General features: G+C 35.1%; 28 protein-coding genes. 16 read left to right on the forward strand and 12 right to left on the reverse strand.

Annotated elements, in window-relative coordinates:
* Window positions 1–129: 129 nt before the first annotated feature.
* From pdxA to AC1Z3T_RS08945, 3 genes are read left to right on the forward strand one after another with little or no spacing between them, the layout of a single operon-like run.
* A complete protein-coding gene (pdxA, locus tag AC1Z3T_RS08935; protein ID WP_005033449.1) occupies window positions 130–1,101 on the forward strand; it encodes a 4-hydroxythreonine-4-phosphate dehydrogenase PdxA in 972 nt (323 codons plus the stop codon).
* A 38-nt stretch (window positions 1,102–1,139) separates the two neighbouring features.
* A complete protein-coding gene (rsmA, locus tag AC1Z3T_RS08940) occupies window positions 1,140–1,952 on the forward strand; it encodes a 16S rRNA (adenine(1518)-N(6)/adenine(1519)-N(6))-dimethyltransferase RsmA (RefSeq protein ID WP_004829846.1) in 813 nt (270 codons plus the stop codon).
* 2 nt (window positions 1,953–1,954) lie between these two features.
* Window positions 1,955–2,803, forward strand: a complete 849-nt coding sequence (locus AC1Z3T_RS08945) for a symmetrical bis(5'-nucleosyl)-tetraphosphatase (protein ID WP_004829845.1) — start codon at window positions 1,955–1,957, stop codon at window positions 2,801–2,803.
* A 168-nt stretch (window positions 2,804–2,971) separates the two neighbouring features.
* On the opposite strand, the gene AC1Z3T_RS08950 is transcribed toward AC1Z3T_RS08945, so the two are convergent.
* The 6 genes from AC1Z3T_RS08950 to hflX form a co-directional block, all read right to left on the reverse strand.
* A complete protein-coding gene (locus tag AC1Z3T_RS08950) occupies window positions 2,972–3,850 on the reverse strand; it encodes an ATP-grasp fold amidoligase family protein (RefSeq protein WP_009585963.1) in 879 nt (292 codons plus the stop codon).
* A 349-nt stretch (window positions 3,851–4,199) separates the two neighbouring features.
* Window positions 4,200–4,646 carry a DUF2147 domain-containing protein gene (locus tag AC1Z3T_RS08955; RefSeq protein ID WP_035301198.1) on the reverse strand — a complete coding sequence of 149 codons (447 nt, stop codon included), beginning with the start codon at window positions 4,644–4,646 and terminating at the stop codon, window positions 4,200–4,202.
* 53 nt (window positions 4,647–4,699) lie between these two features.
* Entirely contained in the window at window positions 4,700–5,143 is a 444-nt protein-coding gene (locus tag AC1Z3T_RS08960) for a DUF2147 domain-containing protein (protein ID WP_005033434.1), read from the reverse strand.
* 92 nt (window positions 5,144–5,235) lie between these two features.
* Window positions 5,236–5,904, reverse strand: coding sequence for an LrgB family protein (locus tag AC1Z3T_RS08965; protein ID WP_004829838.1), 669 nt, complete (start codon window positions 5,902–5,904; stop codon window positions 5,236–5,238).
* A gap of 9 nt (window positions 5,905–5,913) precedes the next feature.
* The gene (locus AC1Z3T_RS08970; protein WP_004829835.1) at window positions 5,914–6,285 is read right to left on the reverse strand and encodes a hypothetical protein; all 372 of its coding nucleotides are present in this window, start codon (window positions 6,283–6,285) and stop codon (window positions 5,914–5,916) included.
* A gap of 43 nt (window positions 6,286–6,328) precedes the next feature.
* Window positions 6,329–7,660: a ribosome rescue GTPase HflX gene (hflX, locus tag AC1Z3T_RS08975; RefSeq protein WP_199958538.1), complete on the reverse strand. Its 1,332-nt coding sequence runs from the start codon at window positions 7,658–7,660 to the stop codon at window positions 6,329–6,331.
* Window positions 7,661–7,990: 330 nt separating this feature from the next.
* Here hflX and AC1Z3T_RS08980 point away from each other — a divergent pair, with 330 nt between their 5' ends.
* Window positions 7,991–8,806, forward strand: a complete 816-nt coding sequence (locus tag AC1Z3T_RS08980) for a lysophospholipid acyltransferase family protein (RefSeq protein WP_139421175.1) — start codon at window positions 7,991–7,993, stop codon at window positions 8,804–8,806.
* A 243-nt stretch (window positions 8,807–9,049) separates the two neighbouring features.
* On the opposite strand, the gene AC1Z3T_RS08985 is transcribed toward AC1Z3T_RS08980, so the two are convergent.
* The gene (locus AC1Z3T_RS08985) at window positions 9,050–10,678 is read right to left on the reverse strand and encodes a phospholipase D family protein (protein WP_199958539.1); all 1,629 of its coding nucleotides are present in this window, start codon (window positions 10,676–10,678) and stop codon (window positions 9,050–9,052) included.
* A gap of 96 nt (window positions 10,679–10,774) precedes the next feature.
* Here AC1Z3T_RS08985 and AC1Z3T_RS08990 point away from each other — a divergent pair, with 96 nt between their 5' ends.
* Window positions 10,775–11,785, forward strand: a complete 1,011-nt coding sequence (locus tag AC1Z3T_RS08990) for a metallophosphoesterase (RefSeq protein ID WP_483396583.1) — start codon at window positions 10,775–10,777, stop codon at window positions 11,783–11,785.
* Between the two features lie 12 nt (window positions 11,786–11,797).
* Here the strand turns inward: AC1Z3T_RS08990 and AC1Z3T_RS08995 are convergent, their stop codons facing one another.
* Window positions 11,798–11,989: a hypothetical protein gene (locus tag AC1Z3T_RS08995; RefSeq protein WP_483396585.1), complete on the reverse strand. Its 192-nt coding sequence runs from the start codon at window positions 11,987–11,989 to the stop codon at window positions 11,798–11,800.
* A gap of 1,188 nt (window positions 11,990–13,177) precedes the next feature.
* Between AC1Z3T_RS08995 and AC1Z3T_RS09000 the strand changes: the two genes are divergently transcribed.
* The 6 genes from AC1Z3T_RS09000 (at window position 13,178) to AC1Z3T_RS09025 (ending at window position 19,386) form a co-directional block, all read left to right on the forward strand.
* On the forward strand, window positions 13,178–13,354 hold the full coding sequence (locus AC1Z3T_RS09000; RefSeq protein WP_171521608.1) for a hypothetical protein: 177 nt from the start codon (window positions 13,178–13,180) through the stop codon (window positions 13,352–13,354).
* Between the two features lie 165 nt (window positions 13,355–13,519).
* Complete coding sequence (locus tag AC1Z3T_RS09005; RefSeq protein WP_483396586.1) at window positions 13,520–13,891, forward strand: hypothetical protein; 372 nt, start codon at window positions 13,520–13,522, stop codon at window positions 13,889–13,891.
* A gap of 439 nt (window positions 13,892–14,330) precedes the next feature.
* Entirely contained in the window at window positions 14,331–14,546 is a 216-nt protein-coding gene (locus AC1Z3T_RS09010; RefSeq protein ID WP_004829817.1) for a hypothetical protein, read from the forward strand.
* A gap of 287 nt (window positions 14,547–14,833) precedes the next feature.
* Window positions 14,834–15,982 carry a JmjC domain-containing protein gene (locus AC1Z3T_RS09015; RefSeq protein WP_483396588.1) on the forward strand — a complete coding sequence of 383 codons (1,149 nt, stop codon included), beginning with the start codon at window positions 14,834–14,836 and terminating at the stop codon, window positions 15,980–15,982.
* An 8-nt stretch (window positions 15,983–15,990) separates the two neighbouring features.
* Window positions 15,991–17,256, forward strand: a complete 1,266-nt coding sequence (locus AC1Z3T_RS09020) for an HlyD family secretion protein (protein ID WP_394893550.1) — start codon at window positions 15,991–15,993, stop codon at window positions 17,254–17,256.
* Window positions 17,257–17,259: 3 nt separating this feature from the next.
* Entirely contained in the window at window positions 17,260–19,386 is a 2,127-nt protein-coding gene (locus AC1Z3T_RS09025) for a peptidase domain-containing ABC transporter (RefSeq protein WP_483396589.1), read from the forward strand.
* Between the two features lie 70 nt (window positions 19,387–19,456).
* On the opposite strand, the gene AC1Z3T_RS09030 is transcribed toward AC1Z3T_RS09025, so the two are convergent.
* Window positions 19,457–20,203, reverse strand: a complete 747-nt coding sequence (locus AC1Z3T_RS09030) for a 50S ribosomal protein L7/L12 (RefSeq protein ID WP_483396590.1) — start codon at window positions 20,201–20,203, stop codon at window positions 19,457–19,459.
* 215 nt (window positions 20,204–20,418) lie between these two features.
* On the opposite strand from AC1Z3T_RS09030, the gene AC1Z3T_RS09035 reads away from it, so the two are divergent.
* The 5 genes from AC1Z3T_RS09035 (at window position 20,419) to AC1Z3T_RS09055 (ending at window position 22,726) form a co-directional block, all read left to right on the forward strand.
* Window positions 20,419–20,799 (forward strand): ribonuclease E inhibitor RraB, encoded by a 381-nt coding sequence (locus tag AC1Z3T_RS09035; RefSeq protein ID WP_005033416.1) that lies wholly within the window; start codon window positions 20,419–20,421, stop codon window positions 20,797–20,799.
* Window positions 20,800–20,938: 139 nt separating this feature from the next.
* Complete coding sequence (locus tag AC1Z3T_RS09040; protein WP_005033414.1) at window positions 20,939–21,385, forward strand: SRPBCC family protein; 447 nt, start codon at window positions 20,939–20,941, stop codon at window positions 21,383–21,385.
* A 27-nt stretch (window positions 21,386–21,412) separates the two neighbouring features.
* The gene (locus AC1Z3T_RS09045; RefSeq protein ID WP_483396591.1) at window positions 21,413–21,772 is read left to right on the forward strand and encodes a DUF488 domain-containing protein; all 360 of its coding nucleotides are present in this window, start codon (window positions 21,413–21,415) and stop codon (window positions 21,770–21,772) included.
* 94 nt (window positions 21,773–21,866) lie between these two features.
* Window positions 21,867–22,211 (forward strand): zinc ribbon domain-containing protein YjdM, encoded by a 345-nt coding sequence (locus AC1Z3T_RS09050; RefSeq protein ID WP_005033408.1) that lies wholly within the window; start codon window positions 21,867–21,869, stop codon window positions 22,209–22,211.
* Between the two features lie 56 nt (window positions 22,212–22,267).
* On the forward strand, window positions 22,268–22,726 hold the full coding sequence (locus AC1Z3T_RS09055) for a nucleoside deaminase (protein WP_005033406.1): 459 nt from the start codon (window positions 22,268–22,270) through the stop codon (window positions 22,724–22,726).
* A gap of 91 nt (window positions 22,727–22,817) precedes the next feature.
* Here AC1Z3T_RS09055 and AC1Z3T_RS09060 read toward each other — a convergent pair whose 3' ends face one another.
* From AC1Z3T_RS09060 to AC1Z3T_RS09070, 3 genes are read right to left on the reverse strand one after another with little or no spacing between them, the layout of a single operon-like run.
* On the reverse strand, window positions 22,818–23,231 hold the full coding sequence (locus AC1Z3T_RS09060) for an ExbD/TolR family protein (RefSeq protein WP_009585886.1): 414 nt from the start codon (window positions 23,229–23,231) through the stop codon (window positions 22,818–22,820).
* A gap of 20 nt (window positions 23,232–23,251) precedes the next feature.
* Window positions 23,252–23,677, reverse strand: coding sequence for an ExbD/TolR family protein (locus tag AC1Z3T_RS09065; protein ID WP_005033400.1), 426 nt, complete (start codon window positions 23,675–23,677; stop codon window positions 23,252–23,254).
* 27 nt (window positions 23,678–23,704) lie between these two features.
* Complete coding sequence (locus tag AC1Z3T_RS09070; protein ID WP_151798706.1) at window positions 23,705–24,565, reverse strand: MotA/TolQ/ExbB proton channel family protein; 861 nt, start codon at window positions 24,563–24,565, stop codon at window positions 23,705–23,707.
* Between the last annotated feature and the right edge of the window lie 13 nt (window positions 24,566–24,578).

The following is a 24,578-nucleotide window of genomic DNA, read 5'->3' on the forward strand; positions in this document are numbered from 1 at the left end:
CTTGCGATAGTTTTTAGTTTAAGTTTATACATTTTCAGTCAAATTGATGCAAAAATTAACTTGAATAGGAAATGATGATTTAGAACCGATGTATACTATCAATGCAACGTCTGTTTAAAAGAGTTCTCGATGCTTCCTTTATATATAACCAGCGGTGAGCCTGCTGGCATTGGACCGGATATTAGTTTGGATTTGGCAGATCGTGTTGATGATCGTCCAGTAGTGGTATTGGCTGATATCAATATGCTGAGAGATCGTGCCAAAATTTTAAATAAAACGATTCAGTTGATCGAGTATCAAGGACAAAAGCAGGGGTTGGCAGAAGGTCAGCTTTACGTCGAGCATGTTCCTTTAAATGAGGATGTTGTCTTAGGGGAACTGAATCCACAAAACTCAGCCTATGTGATCGAACAATTACGCCGAACGGCTTATTACGCAATGCAAGGCTCAAGTGTTGGTGTGGCAACAGGACCTGTACAAAAGTCAATTATTAATGATGCTGGAATATATTTCAGTGGGCATACTGAATATTATCAAGAGTATGCTGGTGTAGATCGTGTGGTCATGATGCTTGCTACCAAAACTCTGAGAGTAGCATTGGTCACCACGCATCTTCCACTGCGCGATGTTGCAGACGCCATCACTAAAGAACGCCTACATCAAATTATCGATATTCTGATTCATGATTTAAAAACAAAATTCAAAATTAGTCAGCCGCGCATTCTGGTCTGTGGACTAAATCCTCATGCAGGAGAAGGTGGGTATTTAGGGCATGAAGAAATCGATACGATTAATCCAGTACTCGAAAGCTATCGTGCACAAGGTATACAGCTCAGTTTAAGTATGCCCGCAGATACTTTGTTTACGCCAGATAATTTAAAAAATGCGGATGCAGTTTTAGCGATGTATCACGATCAAGGTTTACCTGTGTTAAAATCACAGGGGTTTGGTGAAGCCATCAATATTACTTTAGGTTTACCTTTTATTCGTACATCTGTCGATCATGGTACTGCATTACATCTTGCGGGTACTGGGCTTGCAAAGAGTTCAAGTTTACATGTCGCAGTTGATTTGGCACTTGACCTTGCCCGATCAAATTAATTGGTAAACAAACTTATATACCGCGTTGGAAATTTTTTATGTATCAAATTAATGCCTTAAACCCAAAAGATGAAGGGCATCATACGCGAAAGCGTTTTGGTCAAAACTTTTTACATGACCAACGTGTAATTGCAAAAATTGTGCGTTCTGTTGCACCACGCACAGGTGACAATATTGTTGAAATTGGTCCAGGTCTTGCGGCACTAACTTCACCTTTGATTGGTGAATGTGATGCTTTAACTGTGGTTGAGTTAGACCGTGATTTGGCAGCAGGTTTACCTGGTCGTGTCCCACATCCTGAGCGTTTAACAATCATTGAAACAGATGCATTGAAATATGACTTTTCTGAGCTGTTTCAACAAGATCGCCCATTACGTGTGGTTGGAAATTTGCCATATAATATTTCGACCCCTTTGCTTTTCCATCTTTTAGAGTTTGGCGATAAAGTCAAAGATATGCACTTCATGTTGCAAAAAGAAGTTGTAGATCGTATTACAGCGGAACCAAATACCAAAGAATATGGTCGTTTGTCTGTGATGATCCAATATTATTGCAAACCTACCTTTTTATTTGAAGTACCGCCTGGCTCTTTTAATCCACCACCAAAAGTAACATCTGCAGTCTTTCGTTTAGAGCCTTATGCAACTAAGCCAATAATCGCCAAAAATGAAAAAGCATTGGCACGTTTGGTTTCGCATGTATTTACCCAACGTCGAAAAACTTTACGTAACAGTTTAAAAGGGATGTTGGTTGAAGATGGTTTTGAGCGGGCAGGTGTTGATCCAATGGCGCGCCCAGAAACATTGAGTCTGGCTCAGTTTGTCGCATTGTCAGATCAGATGGTGGCTTAAAAATGTCACGAGAAAATGTCAGATTTAATTATGTGATTGGTGATGTGCAAGGTTGTTTTGAGGCACTGAAAGCATTATTGAAAGCAATACAGTTTGATGCTGATCAAGATTACATTTGGTTTGCAGGTGATTTGGTTGCGCGTGGTGAAAACTCAGTAGGTGCATTACGCTTTATTAAAAAACTATGCGAGCGAGGCTGCGCTGCAACAGTGTTGGGGAACCATGATTTAAATTTACTGGCAGTTGCTCGTGGGATCAAAAAACTTAAAGACAAAGATCATATTGATGATGTCATTCACGCTTTGGAAAGTGATGAGTTGATTGACTGGTTACGTAAGCAGCCTTTGTGTCTTTTTCCGAACCCTCAGACTATTTTGACTCATGCTGGTATTCCCAATATTTGGGATGCAGAACAAACTGCTGTTTTGGCAAAAGAAGTCGAAACTGTATTGGCGGATGATGATTTTGACGTACTCGATTCATTTCTAAAAGAGATGTATGGTGCTGAACCTGCATTGTGGGAAGATAATTTACAGGGCAATGCACGACGACGCTGTATTACCAATTATCTTACCCGTATGCGTTTAACCGATGCTCAAGGTCGTTTAGAGTTTAGTTTTAAAGATGCGCTGGATGAACCGATGCCTGAAGGATTTCAGCCTTGGTTTGAGTTTGAATCAAAGGCTGCTCAAACGCATCAGATTATTTTTGGACATTGGGCTGCTTTGCAAGGTAAAAGCATCAGTTCACAAATTCAAAATGTGGATGGTGGCTGTGTATGGGGGCATCAATTGATTGCATATCGACTAGAAGATAAAGAAATTTTTAAAGTTGATAATCCAGTGATGTGATCTGAATAAAGCCACATCAAGTGGCTTTATTTTTGACTCAGTATGCATTTGTCAAAGTATTTCAATGAAGAATTGTTGCTCAACAGACAAGAATGAAAATTAGATCAACAGCGTATTTAGAGAGTATGGGCTGCTAAAGGTCATCATCTATCGGCAAAAACAAGAATTTTAAAAAGATTGCCAATATTCACCGAGTTTTGAATCCCATTCGCTCGGTTTGATGATCATTCTTCCTGCATTCGGCGTTAAAGTGATTTCACTAAAATAGATATTTTCATCCGTAATTAAAAAATCTACTCGACTATAACCATGCTTTAGACAAAGCATTTGAGAAAGTTCAATTACCATGCCCAATCTGACAGGTTGCTTTAAGCACATTGGACTATTATTTTTTAGGTCAACTGTGAAGGGTTGTAAAGTCCAACTTAGATCATAAATATTTGAATATTCGTTTTTAAACTGATCTTGTATATCTACTTCGATAAATTTAGGTTGACCTTCAAAACAATGCACTCTACAAGTGGTTATTGTTAATTGGGTTTCTGGATCTGATAATAATTCAACATATTGCTCAACTAAAATAACAGGTTTGATATTTTTGTAGTGCCATTCTCTCTTTAAATAATACATATTTTGTTTGAGATGCCGAGTTAGATTGCGTTCGGCTTTTTTAAAATCGAATTGATTTTTATCTTTACAAACCAAGGCACTACCACTGTCATGATTGCATTTTAAGACAAATTTTTCAGGCAACTGATCAAAGTTGATTTCATTGAAACGATGATATACACCAAGCAGTGGTACCACATGTGAAGTGCAAATCTTATCTTCAATCAATTGTCTAACCGCAAGTTTGTCAGCCAGTGCTGTATGAAGAGAATTTCGCTCAAAAATCATCCTCGAAGTTACTTTTTCATTGAAACTTTGTGGATGATACAAGTTCGGAAGATATCCTAATTTTTGTACGAATCTTTTGCTTAGGTAGGTTTTATCTGAAACAAAATAAGTTCTGATGATTTTTGCGAGATAGGTGAGATGGTTATACATATCGATGCAACCATGTTGGACATGGTGCATATATAAATAGCCAAAGCTTAATATTCCTTTAAAAAATTTGCGTAGAGTTGAATTTTATAAAACAGGTTTTATCGGGAAATTAAACATGTAAATGATGGATAAAAGAGATCAGCTTTAGCTATTTGATGATGGCAAATATGTATGATGCCGTGTTTTATGTTTAAAGATTAAGTGATTTTAACGAGATGCTGTCTCAATTTGCGTTATACACAAAGCAGGACTTTAGTCCTGCTGAGCTGAAATAGGTGACTGTTTGGGGTTTAAATCCAATGAGTAGCTCATTATTTATCAGCACATCGAATTGGGTTTGAAAGGATAATTATTCCATTCTAATCCATGTTTGACTGCGACCAATCATTGATATTCCAATATAGCCACGTAGTGTAAGTCGGTTACCACTAGCATTTAGGCGTGCTTTACCATGATAAATTTTGCCTCCACGAGGATCGAGAACTTCACCGCCGATATAATTGTTGGGGTCTTTAGGATCAACTTTCATTTTTTGCAAAATGGTCAATCCTATAATTGGCTTATTGGTAAATGGAGCAGGGCAGTTATGACATTGGGTTAAGGGCACTTCACCAGGAGCAGGAAAATCTTTAATGATTTTTCCAGCATAAGTATCGTCTTTTTGTTTTTCAATTTGAATATAAGCACGGACATAACCTGTTTTGTCATCCACCGTGCGCCAAGTTCCAGTAATATCAGCGGCATGTGTCCAGCTGACGATACTAAACAGCATACAACAGAAAAATCCTTTTTTCATCAGCATACCTACTTTGTTGTTTGAATAAAAGAAGTAGAGATTCGCGAATTAAATTATTCACGAATCCAAGTTTGACTACGACCAAGTGCCGAAACGCCGACATAGCCTCTTAATAATAAACGATTGCCATTTGGGCTGAGTTTGGCTTTCATTGAATAGATTTTACCTGTCAATGGGTCAATAATTTTTCCACCAACATAATCTTCATCACTGCTTTGCTTTAGGTTTTTCAGTACATCCATACCTAAAATAGGCTTATTGGTATAAGGTTCAGGACAATCTACGCAGGTTTCTTTTGGTGTATAGCCTGGACGTGGCGTCACCTTAATGATTTTACCCGTATAGGTTCCATTAGACTCTTTTCGTATTTCAAGAATGGCTTTTGATGAACCCGTTTTATCATCAATATTTTTCCAGATACCCGTGATATCTTTTGCCATACTGCTACAGCTTAAAATGGAAATTAATGTCCCTAAAATAAACTTATTAAACCTCATTTCTTGATTCCTTATCAAAATGGGGAAGTATAGTTCATATTAAGCTGAATAATTACCCTGTGCAATCACGTGAAAAGTTAAATAAATCACACTTATTTAAGAAACAGTATAAAGGTTGGCAACCAGATTGCGGTAAAGACCGCATTTACAGCCATACCAAATGCTGCATAACGCCCAGCAACTGCGCCACGTTGCCATGCTTGCGCAGTTCCAATAGCATGTGCAGCTAGCCCCAAAGCTAAGCCTGACGCGCGTTCGTCATTTATATTACGTAAAATAATCGATGAAAATGCAGCACCAATTACACCTGATAAAATGACGATCAAAATTACTAAAGTGACTGGCGAGTGCAATAAAGTTGCAATATTGATCGCAATCGGCGTTGTTACTGCTCGTGTTGCAAAAGCCATAATCGTCGGTTCAGACATGTGTAATAAATAAGCCAAGCTCATGGGTAAAGCGACAGCACTGATACTGGCAAAGACTAAAATACCTACGATAGATTTTAACGGTAAATCATCATAACGCATTGCAGCCAGAGGAATCGCTAAAGCAACAGTGACATAACCCAAGAGGTGACTAAATAGTCCATTCATATCGGTATTGTATTTTTCATAAGGAATTTTAAATAACATTAAAATCCCAATGACAAAAAACATGCCTATCACCAGTAATGGTACTTGAGGAAAACGCTTATTGATGGGTTTTGCAGCAAGATAAGCAATTAAAGTGATTAAAAAACCAGTCAGTACACTTAACATATGTATCTCCTATAACCACTTTTTTGCCATTTTTGCATAAATCCATAATGGAATCAGCGTACTAACAAACATAATCACTAAAAATAATGGAATTTCTTTGCCCATGCTGACTAGCATGATCAATGAGCCTGCACAGATAGGCAGAAATGCAAAGCCACTTTCTTTCATTAATTTATTGTTGGTATCGACCAGCCGCGCTGGAATTTTTTTGAATTTACGCCAAACAACCAAAACAACCAATAAGCTTAATAAGCCTGTTAAATTGCCCAGTTCTGGGTGATTAAATTGCGACATGATAAATACTGAAGCTTCACGAAAAAAGATGATGAGTCCTAACGTGAAGATCCAAGCTTGCCAATCGATACCTTTTAACTGATCCATGTGTGTTTATTTATAAAATTTGACCTTTCACGTTTTAACCGATTTAGCGCTTTATTTCAAACTCTTCTAATGGTCTTTTAAACTGTTGGGCTTTCTCTCCAAGAATTTCATCAATCGGTAAATGTGCCTGTTTAATGAGCTGCTCAAGTTTATGTGGGGCAATGGCAATGCTCAAAAGGAGCTGACCGTCATCATCATAATGTTCGGATTCAATCACATTCAATTCATAAAGCTGATTTTTGAGTTTCCCATAAGCAGGTTTTAAGCGCAGTTCAAATTTTTGAATTTGTCCCATTAAACATTCATGCACTGCTCTACGAAGTAGGTCTAAGCCTTGTTTGGTATGGGCTGAAACATAAACACGCTCGGGTTGATGAGGTTTGGCATAGATGATTTTTGCTTCATCATGACTTTGGTCAATTTTGTTATACACCCTAAGCGTTGGAATATCAGCACCAATTTCTTTTAATACGGTTTCAACCGCATCGATTTGCTCCATCATGTCTGGACTACTGGCATCGATCACATGTAGCAACAAAGTTGCCTCTAAGGTTTCTTCTAGCGTAGCTTTAAAAGATTCGACTAAAGAATGAGCGAGATTGCGCACAAAACCAACAGTATCTGCAAGAACCAATGTGCCAATACCATCCCAATCCAAACGACGCAATGTTGGATCTAATGTTGCAAAGAGCTGATCAGCTGCATAAACATCACTGTTTGCCAAAATATTAAACAGTGTTGATTTTCCTGCATTGGTATAACCCACTAAGGAAACGGTTGGAATATTGGCCTTTTGACGCGCTGCACGCCCCTGAACTCGTGTTTTACGAACTTTTTCTAGACGATCTTTGAGTTGCTCCATACGAATACGTAATAAACGGCGATCTGTCTCAAGTAATGTTTCACCAGGTCCACGTAAACCAATTCCTCCTTTTTGGCTATCTAAATTGCTTCGACTACGCACTAAACGAGAAGACAAATGATCAAGCTGAGCCAACTCAACTTGTAATTTACCTTCATGTGTACGTGCACGTTGTGCAAAAATATCCAAAATTAAACCAGTACGATCGATGACACGGCATTTTAAAATGCGTTCTAAATTTCTTTCCTGAGCAGGGGATAGGGCTTGGTCAAAAATCACCAATTCAATTTCATCATTCTCGACTTGCTCAGCAATTTCTTCTGCTTTTCCTGTACCAATAAAGAATTTTGGATCAGGTTTAATCCGTTGTACGGTTAAATGGTCTAGAATCTCTGCCCCAGCAGACTTTGCCAACAAGCGAAATTCTTCTGGATCTAAATCTTCTAAGATTTGAACATTTACTGTGACTAGAATGGTTTTTTCACCACCTTGACTTTGATTAACATATTCCACAGATAATACAACTCAGCCATTGCTTGGATAAAAATTCATTCTAAAGGATATTGCAGTGTAAATCCTGAATGAGTGTTGGTGTAATGAAATAAAATTGCAAACAATAAGCGAGATGCCCGTTTTAACCGATAAAGAACGGGCTTAACAGATGCTATAAAAAGATCATATTCTTGAAAAAATTTGATCTATTTAAAATGATAGAGCACCGATTATAATCATCAGTAGGGAGGTAAATTTTACTAAAACGATTTAAGGTCAATGCAAGTTGAATATGATTTGTATACAATAGCCGTGGTTTAATATGAAATATATTCTGTTTAGTGAATGTCTATGACTCAACAACAAGCAATCAAAAAGTCAAAATCATCGAATTTAAGTGCTTTATCTAAAGTTTTTTTATATGGTAAAAAATTAGTATCAAGTACATCTGCTGTTGCAGAAGGCTTTTATCTCGTTTATCGCCATCAATTATATAAAGATCCGAATAATCCAAAAAATACCCGTTACGTTCAATATTTTTGTCGCCGTTTAAGTGAAGTGTTCAATGTGGATGTGCGTGTCCATGGTGATATTCCACGTGAACCTGCATTGTGGGTGAGCAATCATATTTCTTGGTTAGATATTGCTGTTCTTGGCTCAGGCGCACGTGTATTTTTCTTGGCGAAGGCTGAAATTGAGAGTTGGCCAGTCTTTGGAAATCTTGCGAAAGGTGGTGGTACTTTATTTATTAAACGTGGTTCTGGGGACTCTGTTCGTATCCGTGAACAAATTGCAGATTTTTTACGTAAAGATATTCCTGTATTGTTTTTCCCAGAAGCAACAACGACAGATGGATCAAAAGTTAAAAAAGTTCATGGGCGTATTTTAGGCGCAGCCATTGAGGCTAAAAAGCCTGTTCAAGTCTGTGTAATTTGCTATGTCAATCAAGATGGAAAATTAGATAACGTGGTTCCATTTATTGGTGAAACAGGATTTGTTGAGCATGTACAAGCTGTTTTAGAAATGCCTAAAGTAGTGGCACATTTAAAAACCTTTCCTGCTATTTCTACAGAAGGACATACTGTTGAAACGCTGACTCAACAAGTCCAAGAAATGATGCAAAAAGGTTTGGAAGACTTACAGAAAGAAGTTCTTACAATGGACTAGTTTTCAACAGGTTATTGTATTTTTCTTCATTAAATCAATGTGCGTAGGCGAAGTTTCACTTTGCTCACGCCATGTTTAATTTCAGTGTATTCTTGCGTAGCAAACCCAGCAGCCCTTTGTTTTTAGTCATATACACCACTCAACATGGTGGCATTTATTTCTTCTCATGATAGAAAGATCGTCTATATGATTCAAAAGTACAAAATAAATGAATCAAAAAAAAGCTTTAACAATTTTCTAGACTTACATAAAGCCTTCGATCGGCAACCATGAAATCACTTTAATACCAGCTTTTTGCCACCATTTCATTTTGGGTTCTTTTCTAAGTGTAACAATGCCTTGAGGCGTTTCTTTCAGCCAGTTGATTTTGTTTTTTGAGTCTAAAACTAATTTATAGGCATATTTTTTTAAATGCTCATCCATGGTCTTATGTACCGCATTTGCCAATGGCGGGCTATTGATAATCACCCCAATTTCTGTGTTTAAGTTGGCGGAACGTGGATCAAAATTAAAAGAACCAATAAATACTTGCTTATTGTCGATCGCCATCAATTTGGCATGCAAACTTGAACGGCTTAATCCTTTTAAACTGACTTTTGCTTTTTTTGAGATTTCTTCTGAATTGGCATATAAATTTTCCTCAGAGACAGCTGGAAGGAATTCATATAGCTCTACACCATTTTTAAGCAAATCATCACGGTATTTAGCATAAAACGCGTGGACTAGCGCGACATCATTGGCTTTAAATGAATTGGTCAAAACACGAACTTTGACACCTTCTTGTGCCAGTTCAATCAGTTTTGCTTCTCCCTTTTTCTGCGGCACAAAATAGGCAGAAATGAGATCTACACTTTGCGTGGGGATATCTAAACGTTTAACCATCTGAAAGTTGAGATGTTGTTCTTTTTTTGCTTTCGCCTGAATTTTATCTGGTGCGTCTTTTACGACTTCCGCTTTAACCCAATCGAGTTGGATATTGTGATGCAGCCATTCATCAAAGGCATGAGTGCGATTACTTAAATTTAAATAATTTTGCACCGTTATTTCTTGGTAGTGATGAGTGAGTTGTTGTTTTAAGTTGTCATAACGCAGGGTATAAGTATTGTGATTGACAATATTTCTGACAGGATAAGCATAGCTGTGATTCCAATATTCATCAAATGAATGGGTAATATCATCTACTGCTTGTCCAACCAACATGACATCAACATCTGAAAATTGGTAATTGTCACTGACATTATAATATTGATTACTCATATTACGTCCGCCAATCAAAGAAATCTGATTGTCAGCAGTAAAGGTTTTATTATGCATTCGTCGATTGATACGTTTTAAATCCAGTACCATGTCAATCGGGCGCAAGCTTCTAAAACGATATGGGTTGAATAATTTAACTTCAATGTTTGGATGCTGATCCAATGCGAGATAGACACCTTCCATCTGCTTGGCATTGTTATCATCAATTAATAAACGAACTTTAACACCACGATCCGCCGCTTCAATAATTTTATATAAAGCCAATGAACCAATTTTGTCATTGTCCCAAATGTAATATTGTAGATCTAATGTTTTTTGTGCTTTTTCGATCAGATTAATACGCGCTGCAATGGCTTCAAGAGGATCATACAGAACGTGATAACCTGTTAATTCTGGATTTTGACTTTTTAAGGGGTTAATAATTTTTGCCAAAGAAGTGTCTTTGGTGTCTATATCATAGGCATATTCTGGCTTGATATTTTGCTGTTTTGGTAAAGTAGAGCATGCCGAAAGACTTAGAAATAAGCACGAGCTGAGAACAAGCAGCCAGTTTTTAAACTGTTGATTGTCATCTTTTTGCTGTAATTGAGTATTACGATTGATCGTTCGTTGCATAATATTTTCTAAGATTTTTCAGAGCTAGAGTATAATTGTCTTCATTGAAAAGATAAATAATGAGATGACAAGTACATGGTACTTGAGAGATTGAATATGTTTCCTACCCTAACGATAACCTCAATTTTTTATCTCTGCTTTATTGTGCTTGCCATATGGGGAGTCAGCCAAGCATGGATAAGCCAATCTAGAACTGAAACAATCCATCCTTTTAAGTCTTTCGTCCATTTGTTGGCATTTTACCTGTCTTATTTATTAATTCCGTTGTTGTTTTTTAGCATTTATGCAGGTTGGATTGGAATATTTTCCATACACGAAAGTATTTTTATTTTCATATTGAGCGCTTTATTGATATATGCACGGTTTATTGAACCGCATACGGTACATGTCAAACATTTATCTTATGCTCTAGGACAATCACAACGTTTTGTACGACCTGTCAAAGTTGCATTGTTAGCAGATTTACATATCGGGCTTTTTTCAGGGCATGAACGTCAACTCAAAACAATTGTGAAAAAAGTCAACTTATCACAACCTGATTTTGTTGTGGTTGCAGGGGATTGGACTTATGAGCCTGAAAATAAACTGGTCGAAGAACTCGCCATTTTAAAAGAGATTCAAGCACCTGTTTATTCTGTCAATGGTAACCATGATGAACAATATCCTGGACCACCTATTCAAGCGTTGCTGGCAAAAGCATTACAGGCCAACAATGTAATGGACATTGAAGGAAAAATTGTTGAGTTCGATGACTTTCGTTTAATCGGGATTGGAGACTTATGGGCTGGTAAAGCCGATATGCGATATATGCCTGAATTACCTCAAGATAAACCATGGTTAATTTTATCGCATAATCCCGACACAGTGGATATGGTTCCGCAATTACCGACACGTCCATTAATGCTGTCTGGTCATACACATGGTGGACAAGTTGAGTTACCGTGGTTAACCAGTTATGTGATGAAAAAGGTGTCGATCTTAGGGCATAAACGTGGCTTATATCAGCATGAGAATGCAGATGTTTTTGTCAGTGTGGGTACTGGCATGGTGGGTGTACCATTCCGCTTTAGAGTGCCACCAACGATTGATATTATTGAACTACATTAATTTCAAATGAATTTAGGTCTTATAATAATAGAAGGCAACAACGCCGACCAGCAAAATGAATCCAATCAGTAGCCAGAGTGAGCTGGATTTATTTTGATGGTTTAAGTCTTCAACACCTGCTGGGGTGAATGAATGAGCTGAAGCACTGGTATCTTGAGATGAAAAGGTTTCTTGCGAGTCTTTATTTTGTGATTGTCCTTGCATAAAACTTTTAGCAAACTTAGACAATGCATCAGGTTGAGTGAAACCGAGTATGCACTGTAAGGATGTTGGAAGCCTTTAATATTCCAAATACAAGTTCCTTTCTTCATTTATTAATTTCTAGGTTAAAAGTATCTTTAACTTGATGAGCTATTTTGAAAGCTGTTAGCAAAAGTAGACAATAGCTTGCGGTAAAATAAGGTTAATATTTTTCCGATAGCTTAAATAGAGTAAAACTTGATCTTCAAGAAAATAGCATCTATTGCCTACTTTTAAGAAAGAATTTTCATTTTGATTTATTTAATTATTAGAGGAAATATCAAATGATTTACGTCAGTCATAACACTTTAAACTAAGAATAAAAAATGAGTTGATATATATTTTTTACGTAATTCATGCTTAAGGAATCTTAAATTTTATATGATGAGTATTCATAAAAAGATGATTTTTTGATTTTTGAAAGAGCGTAATTAAAATAAATCTATCTATATAGGTCTATTTATTTGATAATTTCTTGTATTAATTTTTTAAAAAAACATAAATTATTAATATTTTTGTTTTAGTGGATAGTTTAAAAGTAAAGTTTCTGGTGTGTTAAATGCTGAATAAATAAAGATATTATTTAGGTTTTAAAATTAAATTTTAAATTCACTTGAAATGTATTATATTGAATTTTATAGTAATTTTGATTTTTATGATTTGTTGTGTTATAAATTATTCTTAATAAATAAATGCTTTTATAAATTTAAATGAAAAATCATGATTAATTTTATTAGTAATTGTATTTGTTTTGAAATTTTTTGATCTATATGCTTCTAATATTAATTATTTTAAGTACTCATTTTTAATAGGAGAGAGGATTAAGTAATATGGAATTATTTATAGAAGAGTTAGAGATTGTTTCTAGTGGGGTTGAAATATGTCATCTATATCTATAGGTAAAAGAAAATCTCAAAAAATAGGAGTAATTTTCTTTAGTTTACTCCTTATTGCTAATTTATATATGCAAATTTATAACTACTTTAATGATAAGGATTTTAAATGGTTTGTAATTTTATGTAACATTTTTTTAATTTTGGTATGTCGTTATTTTTTTAATTTAGAAGATTATTTGAAAAATAAAGGATGGCTGTAAGTTTTTGTAAAGACTGTTTAGCAATAAATTTTTAACTTCATTATGGAGAATATATTATGCGTGAAATTATGATTCAAGAGATGACTTTAGTTTCTGGTGCAACTGATGATGGTAAAGGTGGTTCTACTAGCCGAGATTTCAAAACAGCCTTAATTACATTAGCCGTTGAAAAGAGTTATGAAATTATTGAATCACAGATTGACTACTATACAACTATGTACGAAAGTGCTTGATAATCTGGAGTTGACTTAGAGGTGACAGCTGTTCCTATGTTTACGGTCAGTATGTTTAGTCAATTAAAATCGATGATAGATGGTAATGGTTATACCGAGAAAGCTGGTGGAAACTATTGAGAATTAAGTAAATATTAATATAAATAAGTAGGGTTTAATAATATTATGAATATGAGTTATATTATCTATGGTTTTTCTAGGACAATTTTTGTTTTTTTTATAGTAGTAGCTATAGGGGTTTCTCTAAAATTATTAAATATCAATAATAGTATAGAAATATCAGTGATAATTTTTAATTTATTGTTGATTTTTTGTGGGTATAAGTTTGTGGAAAAATCTTCAAAAGAAAAATACAAAAATAGCTTATTTTTATCGATAATAATAAGTTTTTCTTTTGCTTTGATTTTTTTTCTTTTTAATGAATTTGAATTATTAATTATTTTTAAAAATATCTTGTCTATTTTGTTTTTTATATGTGCTGGTATGTTTGCTAGGTATTTTGTAAAAACTGTTTTTAATAAATATGAAACTTATTGAGTTGTTATGTATTTAAATTTGTATTTTAGCTATTGTTGGTGGGTTTTTATTATATTTCATTAACTGTTTAACTTTTGTTTTAATTTATTGTTGAGGTGGTGTTTATGTTTTAGTAATATGGTAGAAAATGGGGGTTTTATTAGAGTTAAGTGTATTATTTGGTCTAGTATTGATTTGGATTATATATGAATTTTTTTAATTTTTTATTGATGTTAGAGTTGAGGACAGTAAGTTTAAACCCTATTTATTTTGCTTTAACTTCTATTTTTTTTTCTTCAATTTTAATTATTTTATTGTGGTATCAAAATATTAATATTTTTATTTGTATTTTTATTGGTTTTTTAATTTTATGGGAGCGATATTTAATTTTTAAGATTAAAAATGCAGGTTTTAAATTATAAGTACCTATATTAGGTTAATTTTTACAGAGGATTTTAATATGAAAGAACTTTCTTTAATTGAATTAGAATTAGTAAGTGGTGCAAGTGGTGAATGCTTGGCTGCAGCAGTATTTTTAGGTGTGTCTCCTTTAGGAGGGCCTTGGGCCGTTGCTGGTGCAGCCTTTACAGCTTATAGTGCTTGTGTTGCAGGAAATGACTATTGTAATGATGGCACTAATTATGGGAGAGGTGGTAAAGATGGTGGAAACTATTAATATTTAAACATTAGCCCTCTTGCGAAAGTAGGTTTTTTGGTCATTTAGGTTTTATGTAATATCTTTTAAATCAAAGACCATACCTACTTAAATTTTGACTAAAGCAAGAGGTCTATTAATAGCTAGACTTTAAGCTTAGTTTGTTGTTTTTACTTGAATATTTTTTAAGTGATTTATCATATTTTTAAATTTATTTTATTAATATTGGTTCTGTTTCATTTTTTAATTTTATCACTATTTCAACTTGCTAATATTTTTTATTAATTTTTATAATTTGGTGTAATTTAATGATTGTTAACTTTAATTTTAATCAAAGAAAGTTTAGAGAAAAATTTTTGTATAAAGAGCCGTATTTATTCAAGAAAGCAATTCATAAACAGGAGCTCACATGGAATGATGTAAATGAGTTGTATAGCCGTGCTGATATATCACATATTAATTTTAAATTAATGGATGGTTATGAAGTTTCTAAAGATAAATATGTTGAAGTATATAATAACTTAGGGGTGGTTGAGTATAAATGTATTACATCAGTTCTTTATGAATATCTTAGGAATGGTGCAACTTTAGTTTACAATAGAATTAAAAATGAACCATTTGTAGATAATATAAGTAGACAAGTTGCCAGTTTTGCAGAAGCACATACAATAACGGGTGGATATGCTGCATTTAGTTCAAAGTCCTCTTATAAGAGTCATTGGGATACACGAGATGTTTATGCGGTACAGTTATTAGGAAGAAAACGATGGATTTTGAGGAAACCTAATTTTGAATTTCCCTTGTATATGCAACAAACTAAATATTTCTCAGATATAAAAGAGCCTGAAGAGATTTATATGGATGTTATTTTAGAAGCTGGAGATATTTTATATATACCACGTGGTTGGTGGCATGATCCATTGCCACTTGATGAAGAAACTTTTCATCTGGCGGTTGCTACTTTTGCACCTACAGGCTTTGAATACATGCAATGGTTGCAAAATGAGATTCCGAGTATTTTAGATTGTCGTAGAAATTTTAGTGATTATGAACATGATGCAAAGATGATTCAGGATATTAGTAATCAAGTTTCAGAGATTATTAAAGATAGGAAGTATTATGAAAGCTTTATGATGCATCATATGGTAAATCATCATGTACCATCAACATTATCTTTAGATATTTTAGGTAATGGTAAAATTGGGCAGTTAGAAGAAGATCAAAAGCTTTGCTTAAATGCAAACTTAGTATATGTATTTGATGATGGTTTCGTCATTATTAATGGAAATAAACTCAATGTAGATACAATAAGTTTACAACTGATTCAGTATTTGTTCGAACATCGGTATTCATTCGTTGCGGATATAGTTGCTCAATTCAATAATTATCCAGCAGATAAAATAAAAAAACTTCTTTTCCAATTGGCTTTGGAAAATATTATTGGTCTTGTGACGTGAATTTTTAGATGAGTTCAAACTTATTTCGTAAAGAAGTCTTTGATGCAAAAATAACTCGATGGACGGGAAGCATTATTCTCTCTCGCCCATTTAGTTTTACTTTCTTAACAATTTGCGCATTGTCCATTGCGTTAATTATTGTTGCTTTTGCTATATGGGGAAGTTATACCAAACGCAGTACGGTACAAGGTCAATTGATTCCACAATCTGGATTAATTCAAGTTTATGCCACCCAGCAGGGCACTATTGTTAAAAAGAATGTGTATGAAGGACAAATGGTTAAACAAGGAGATATTCTTTTTGTCATATCAACAACTAACTATGGAGAACATGGTGATATTACTGCAGCTTTATCTAAACAAACTCAATTAAAAGAGCTGTCGATTCGTAATGAAATTATACGATTGCGTTTACTTCACAAAAATGAAAGAGAAACAACGTTAAACCAAATAAATTTATTAAAAGAAAACTTAATAAAGATGGATAATTTAATTCTAAATCAAAAAAATCGCGTCAATTTAGCTAAAGTAAATCAAGAGCGTTACGAACAAGCATTTAAGCTGAACGCAACATCAAATGAAGAGTTTGAAACAAAAAAAGCAGATTTTTTAAGTCAACTTGATCAATATGAATCATTACAGCGTGAAAGAATAACTTTTGAGAAACAGTTAAATGAACAGTATATCAATCTAGGTGGATTGAAGAATAAGCAGAATAATGAAATTGAACAGTTAGAACGCTTGTCGTCTACAAATACTCAAGAATTCATTGAAATGCAATCTAGACAGCAGATCGCAATACAAGCGCATACATCTGGAGTGGTGAGTACGGTTAATGCCGAGGTAGGGCAATTTGTTGATTTATCTAAACCCTTATTGGTTATTCTTCCCGAAAATACCCCTTTAATTGCACAATTTTATGTGCCTAGCCGTGCAATTGGGTTTGTTAAAGAAGGTGATCAGGTTTTATTACGTTATCAAGCATACCCTTATCAAAAATTTGGTCATGCGAAAGCGCAGATTTTATCTGTAGCAAAAACGGCATTGGCAAGTCAAGATTTAAAAGCAATAGGGACTATTTCTCCACAAGAACAACTCAATAATGAACCCGTGTATTTGGTAAGAGCAAAACTTGATAAACAGATGGTAAAAGCTTATGGAAAGGATATGCCTTTACAAGCGGGAATGACCCTTGAAGGAGATATTATGCATGAAAAGCGTAAATTGTATGAGTGGGTTTTAGAACCATTGTTTAGTATTACAGGAAAACTATAGTCCATGCGTTATCTTGATCGTTTATCTTTAGGTCTAGGTCGAAAAATTCCTGTAATACTACAAACAGAGTCATCAGAATGTGGGTTAGCTTGCCTCGCAATGATTGCAGGCTATTATGGTTATGAATCAGACCTTTTAACATTAAGACAGAGATATCCTATATCTCAAAAAGGAGCAACACTTACAACTTTGGTTAAGATAGCCAATAAATTGCATCTTACGACTCGCCCGCTCAAGCTTGAACTGGAGGAGTTAAATCAATTAAGACTGCCATGTATTTTACATTGGAATTTAAATCATTTTGTGGTTTTAAAAAATGTATCAGCAACAAAAATAACGATTGTTGATCCAGCTTTTGGGGAAAAAGTATTTACCTACGATCAGGCTTCATCGCATTTTACAGGGATTGCTTTAGAGTTATGGCCCGATTCTGACTTCGAAGAAAAAAAAGATAAAACAAGTATTCGTATTTTTAAATTATTTGGTGAAATTAGAGGATTATGGAAATCTTTAGGGCAAATTCTGATTCTTGCTTTAGTCCTAGAAGTTTTCTCTCTCGTCAGTCCATTCTTTATGCAATGGGTGATTGACCATGCAATTGTTTCTGCTGATTTAAACTTACTCACGACCTTGGCAATCGGTTTTGGCCTGTTAATAATATTGAGTAGCTTAATTAGCTTGCTACAAGCATGGGTGGTTATGCATATGGCAACCACATTGAATGTACAATGGAAAGCCAATATTTTTCATCATCTTGTTAACTTACCAACCACTTTTTTTCAGAAACGTCATTTAGGGGATATTATTTCCAGATTTGGCTCGATTGATGCAATTCAAAGAACGCTAACAACATCATTTATTACAGCCATTCTTGATGGGTTGATGACAATTTTTACATTAATACTAATGTTTGTATATAGTCCAAAACTAGCATGGATTGCAGTAATTTCGATGTTATTGTATGCGATTATACGCTGGATTTGGTATTACCCTTTAAGACGAGCGACAGAAGATCAAATTGTCCATGCTGCAAAGCAAAATACTCATTTTATGGAAACAATGCGTGGCGTAAAAGCAATCAAACAATTTGAAAAACAGGACTATAGACAAGCAACATGGTTAAACTTATTTGTAAACCAGATTAATGCTGGATTGACAACACAGAAGCTAAATCTCATGTTTGGGTTTGTAAATACATTATTATTTGGCTTACAGAATATTGTTATCATATGGTTAGGCGCAACTTTAGTCATTGAGGGCGAATTTACTGTTGGTATTTTAATGGCTTTTATTGCCTATAAAAATCAGTTCGGTGGGAGAGTAAGTTCTCTCATTGATAAGTATGTTGAAGTAAGAATGCTTAGTCTACATGGTGAACGTCTAGCGGATATCGTACTTACTGAACAAGAAAAAACAGAAAGTTATTTATCTATTCCTGAGTCCTCAGAACTACAAAAAACAGAAATTGATGTCAGGTCTCTGAGATTCAGATATTCAGAAGATGAATCTTGGATTATTCATGGTATTAACTTTAATATTCCAGAAGGACAATCTGTAGCAATTGTCGGTCCTACGGGTTGTGGAAAAACTACACTGATGAATTTACTGTTAGGTAATTTAACACCTGAGCATGGGGAAATTAAAATTGGTGAGCAAAGCATAAAGAGCCTTGGTGTTAATCAACTCAGGCATTTTATCGCCTATGTTGCCCAAGATGATGTGTTGTTTGCAGGTTCAATTCTTGAAAATATTAGTTTTTTTGATGAAAATGTTGGGCAAAATTGGGTTGAACAATGTGCAAGAATGGTTTCAATACATGATGAAATTATGGCTATGCCTATGGGATATCAGACATTAGTAGGTGATATGGGAAATATTTTATCTGGAGGGCAAAAACAGAGAGTATTATTAGCAAGAGCATTGTATAGAAAGCCTAAGATTTTATTTTTGGATGAGGCAACGAGCCATTTAGATATCATCAAAGAGAAAGAAATTAACGACATGATTAAAGCACTCAGGATTACTAGAATCATTATTGCTCATCGACCAGAAACAATGGTGTCTGTTGATCGCATTATTGCTTTAAATAATGGTCATATTGTTAGTGATCAAATGATTGATTCTATGTAATGTACTTTATAATCTATTTAGAAAACTATTTAAAACCCTAAGATGTTGATTTTTTAGATGCATGTTTTTCTTAGCGGGTGCTTAACAAGTAGAGTATGAATGCAATAATGATCACGATAACAATGATAAACAAAGGTGAACGTTTTTTCTTCGATTGATCTTCAATTCCTACCAATGGGCTTATTGAGGCGCTTGGACGTGTGTGCGCGTGAAGCGTGGCATCTGTTGTGGTTTTCTGGGTTCTTGTTTGCATAGCGGTAAGATAATCCGTTGCTGAATCATAGCTTGCTCCACCCGCAAATTGATCCATAATATCATCCCAGTCAGGATGATGTTCATCAATGCGTTCTTTATGACCATCCTGATATAAAATAAAAATTTCACCTGTGCTGTAGTTAGTTTGAATAGATTTGTACTGAGGATGAGAATGCTGATAAAAATCCTGGTCAGATTCAAAGTCGAGAATGTTAGAATCAGGATTCTCAGCTAATTCCTCCACAAAATCTTTAGCATCTTTTAGACCCAGATGACTTTGGTCCATGACCAATTTTATTGCTTCAATCTTACGACCTTGTTGGATGAGCGATAGAATTTCATGATGTTGTATCGTTTGAGGCGTATTTAAATCATCTGTGTTCTGATGAGCGTATTCACTGTAAAAAAATTGCGCCTGATTTTCAAATTGATCAACAAAGTCTTTGGACTCTTTTAAACCTAAATTTGAGTGATCTTTAACATATTTAACTGCTTCAACTTTACGGTTATGTTGAAGAAGTAAACGAATTTCCTGCAATTGATGATTATTAAAATGTGTCATTGTTCACCTTTGAGTATTGGTTTTAGCACGACTTAGTAACCGCCAGTAAGCCTTAGGAATTTTTATTAATCATAGAATTAATTCATTTTTTATTACAAAACAAAGCCAAATAAAAGTAGTAATTTGTGTGCGAATAGGCAATATTTTAAAACTGTCATAAAGTTTTGTTATTTTTAAAGTCATCCTATTTTAAAACCCTATAAGAGGACGCTGCCATGACTCGTGATTTTGAAAAATTTCCAGAAGATGATAATGGTAATCTACTTTGGCAAATGCACGAAGATGGTGATGATTTAGACGAAATACATGAGCTTGAATTCTCAATGTATTTCAAGACACAGGAACTTGCTGAAAAATGTGCGATTTCTCTGTTGCTTGAAGAACAAAAAATATCACTGTATTTAGATGAAGAAGTACATCCTAATGAATGGGTGATTACCATCTATGTCAATCTTTTTCCAGAATATGAGGATATTGTGGACTTAGAACAATGGTTTACTAAGATTGCCGAGCAGTTCGATGGTGAATATGATGGTTGGGGATGTACAACTTATGTCTTTGATATCGAAGAGAGTGATGATCAACAATTAAATTGAGATCAATTATTTATAGAGCATATCCAAAGAGATATGCTTTTCTTTTTTAAGTTTCAAACTACTAAAGCCATACAAATACCAATAATTTACAGCGCTAAACTAGATATTTAACAAGAATAAATAATCAAGGATGTAAAAGATGAGTAATACTGTAAAATTGCATCGTGTTTTTAGTGCACCACCTGAACGTGTTTATAAAGCATTTTTAGACCCAGATGCACTGGTTAAGTGGATGCCACCGCATGGTTTCACCGCCAAAATACATCATATGGATGCCACAGAGGGTGGTTCATATCGAATGTCATTTACCAATTTTTCAACGGGTTCAATTCATTCGTTCGGCGGAACGTATGCGGAACTTATTCCGAATCAACGGATACGTTATTTTGATCGTTTTGATAATCCTGAATTGGCTGGTGAAATTGAAGTCATCATTGAAATAAAAAGTGTGCTTGTGGGAACAGAAGTAAATATTACTCAGTCGGGTATTCCTGAAGTCATTCCTGTTGAAGCTTGTTATTTAGGCTGGCAAGAATCGCTGCAGCTTCTCGGTCTTTTAGTCAATCCAACTATTCCTGATCAATAAAAAATAGACCAGTAGAGTTTAATAAAAGTGACAATTTATACAAAGCGTATCTATGAGGAAGTGTCTGAAAAAGATGGAAAACGTATTCTTGTGGATCGTTTATGGCCGCGCGGAATAAAAAAAGAAAATGCACATATTGATGTGTGGCTTAAAGAAATTACACCTTCAAATGATTTAAGAAAATGGTATCACCAAGATATTGAGCATCGTTGGGACGAATTTAGACTGAAATATAAGGCTGAATTAGAGCAACAACAGGCACATTTAGAACAACTACGACAATGGGGTCAACAGGGTTCAATGACTTTATTAACTGCTGTCAAGAATGAAGATCATAATCATCTGACAGTACTGCTTGAGGTGCTGAATCATCAAGTCTCGTCATGATGTTTATTATTCCTTATATTTGTTAGGGGTTTTAAGTTGATGAAAAATGGATAGATGTTATGATGCTTCTTTTTTAATATTATAGGAGTGAATCATGTCATTGCCTAACTGCCCAAAATGTAGTTCTGAATATACCTATGAAGACGGTGATTTGTTGATTTGCCCTGAATGTAGTTATGAATGGAAAGAAGGTGAGTTATCACAAGCTGAAGAGCAAGTTGTCATCAAAGATGCTGTAGGTAATATTTTGGCAGATGGCGATGCTGTTACTGTCATTAAAGATTTAAAAATCAAAGGTTCATCTTCAGTGGTAAAAGTGGGTACTAAAGTTAAAAGTATTCGTTTGCTTACAGATAGTAGTGATGGTCATGATATCGATTGTAAAATTGAGGGTATTGGTCAAATGAAGTTGAAATCTGAGTTTGTTAAAAAAGTTTAAACCTTTTGCTCACTGATGTTGCCTGAAATTTAAGCTATTTAAGAGAAGATGAAAGCATGCAGGATATTGAGTTTTTACAATACGCCGTGAATCTTGCTAGAGAAAATGTTGAGAAAGGTGGTCGTCCTTTCGGTGCAGTTATTGTTTATCAAGGCGAGCTAGTGAGTACAGGCGTTAATCAGATTTTAGCTCACAATGATCCGACTTCGCATGCAGAACTGAACGCAGTACGCCAAGCTTGCCAGAAATTACAACGTTTATCTTTAAAAGATTGTGTGGTCTATGCAAGTGGTCAGCCTTGCCCAATGTGTTTGGCTGCAATGCGGATGGTTGGCGTGGAGAAAATTGTCTATGCTTATTCCAATTCTGATGCAGAACCTTATGGTTTATCGACTGAACAGGTGGCTGTACAACTTAGACAGCCTCCACAACAGCAAGATGGCTTACAATTTGTTCAATTAAAATTGGATCTGCCTTTTCATTTATATCAAATTTGGCAGCAAAGCAGTAAGTAAGATGTGGTTTAATAAGTTTTTTCTTAAAATTCAAGTGGCTTTAGAATCACTCATAGATTGATCTATGCGTGATTCAGTTTGAGTTTATGATTTAATGATTTGTTGCAATGGCAATTTTTTTCACATTTAAGCGTTGTGCTGCTGCCATAACCATCGCGACATCTTTATATTCAGTGAATTGGTCAGGTTGTACTTTGATCTGATCTTGATCAGATTTTTGTGCAACACTTGCCAATAAAACTTCCAACGCTTGTTTGTTTTCCACCTCTTGATTATTCCAAAAAATTTTACCTTGTGGATCAATTCTCAAATTGATTGGCTCTAGTGGTTGATCTTGATTGGGTGGAGGATTGCCATTAGGTAAATTAATATTAATCGCATTATTGGGGATCGGGATAGTAATGATGAACATGATGAGCAAGACCAGCATGACATCGATAAGCGGTGTCATATTGACATCCAACATGACATCATCATCTTTATTTGAACCAACATTCATCGCCATAAAATATTCCTCTTATTTGATCATGGTGCAGCAACAGGAGTGGTCACAAAGGCAATTTTGCCAATACCTGCCTGTTTGGTCGCACTAATGACTTCATCAATTGCCTCAAATTTGGTGACTTGATCTCCCCGAATGTGTACCTCAGGCTGAGGGCGTTTCTGAGCTTCCACCTGTAAACGACTGATCAACGTAGTTTTGTCTGCAATATATTTTTCGTTCCAAAAAATATCACCTGCTTTATTGACTGCAATTTGAATATTGATGGGCTTGGTCACATAAGGTGTATTTTTTTCCTCAGGTAATTTGACTGGCACTGTATGTATGGCAACCGGCACAGTAATTAAAAAGATAATCAGCAAGACCAACATAATATCAACCAATGGTGTGGTATTGATGGCTGAAATTACATCATCTTCATCGCCCTCTGAATTTACGCTCATTCCCATGCTAAATACCTCGTATTATTGTTTATATTATTTAAGATCATCGGTATTTTTGATTTCACCACTCAATAACACTGTGTGCAGATCAGAACCAAAAGTACGAACATTGTCCAAAACTGCTTTGTTACGTCGAGTGAGCCAGTTATAGCCGAGTACGGCAGGTACTGCGACAGCAAGACCGATTGCAGTCATGATTAAGGCTTCGCCCACAGGACCAGCAACTTTATCAATGGATGCCTGTCCTGAAATTCCGATTGCGGTCAAGGCATGGTAAATTCCCCAAACCGTCCCAAATAACCCCACAAAAGGAGCAGTTGAACCTACTGTCGCCAAGAATGCCAAGCCACCACTTAAATGACTTTGGATTTTATCTATGGCACGTTGAATCGAAATCGTGACCCATGTATTAAAATCAATACGCTCTAGTAAATTACCTCCATGTTTTTTTGTTGAATGAATCCCTTTTTCTGCAATAAAACGGTATGCACTTGTTTCATTTAATGTTTCTGCTGCATGGTCAATCGAAGCTGCATCCCAAAATTTAGCTTCAACTTCTTTTCCCTGACGTTTGATCTTGGCTTGTTGGATAAACTTGGTCACCATGATGTACCATGTACCAATCGACATCAGCACCAAGATAAATAAGGTCGATTTAGCAACGATATCGCCTTCACGCCATAACGCTTCTAAGCCATAAGGATTGTGAACAGCTTGACTTGTAGCAGGTTGAGGTGGTGGGGTATGGGCACTATTATTGGCATTTTCAGTAGTTTGAACTGCTGTTGCTGTAACTGTTTCTTCTGCAAATACGCTAGAAATAGGCAGTACACTGGTACCTGCTAAAACACTTGTTAATGCAAAAAGTCGGACAGTTTTCATCATTTTATTCATTCAGGATCTCCAA

This window comes from Acinetobacter sp. B-6, from assembly GCF_056930735.1.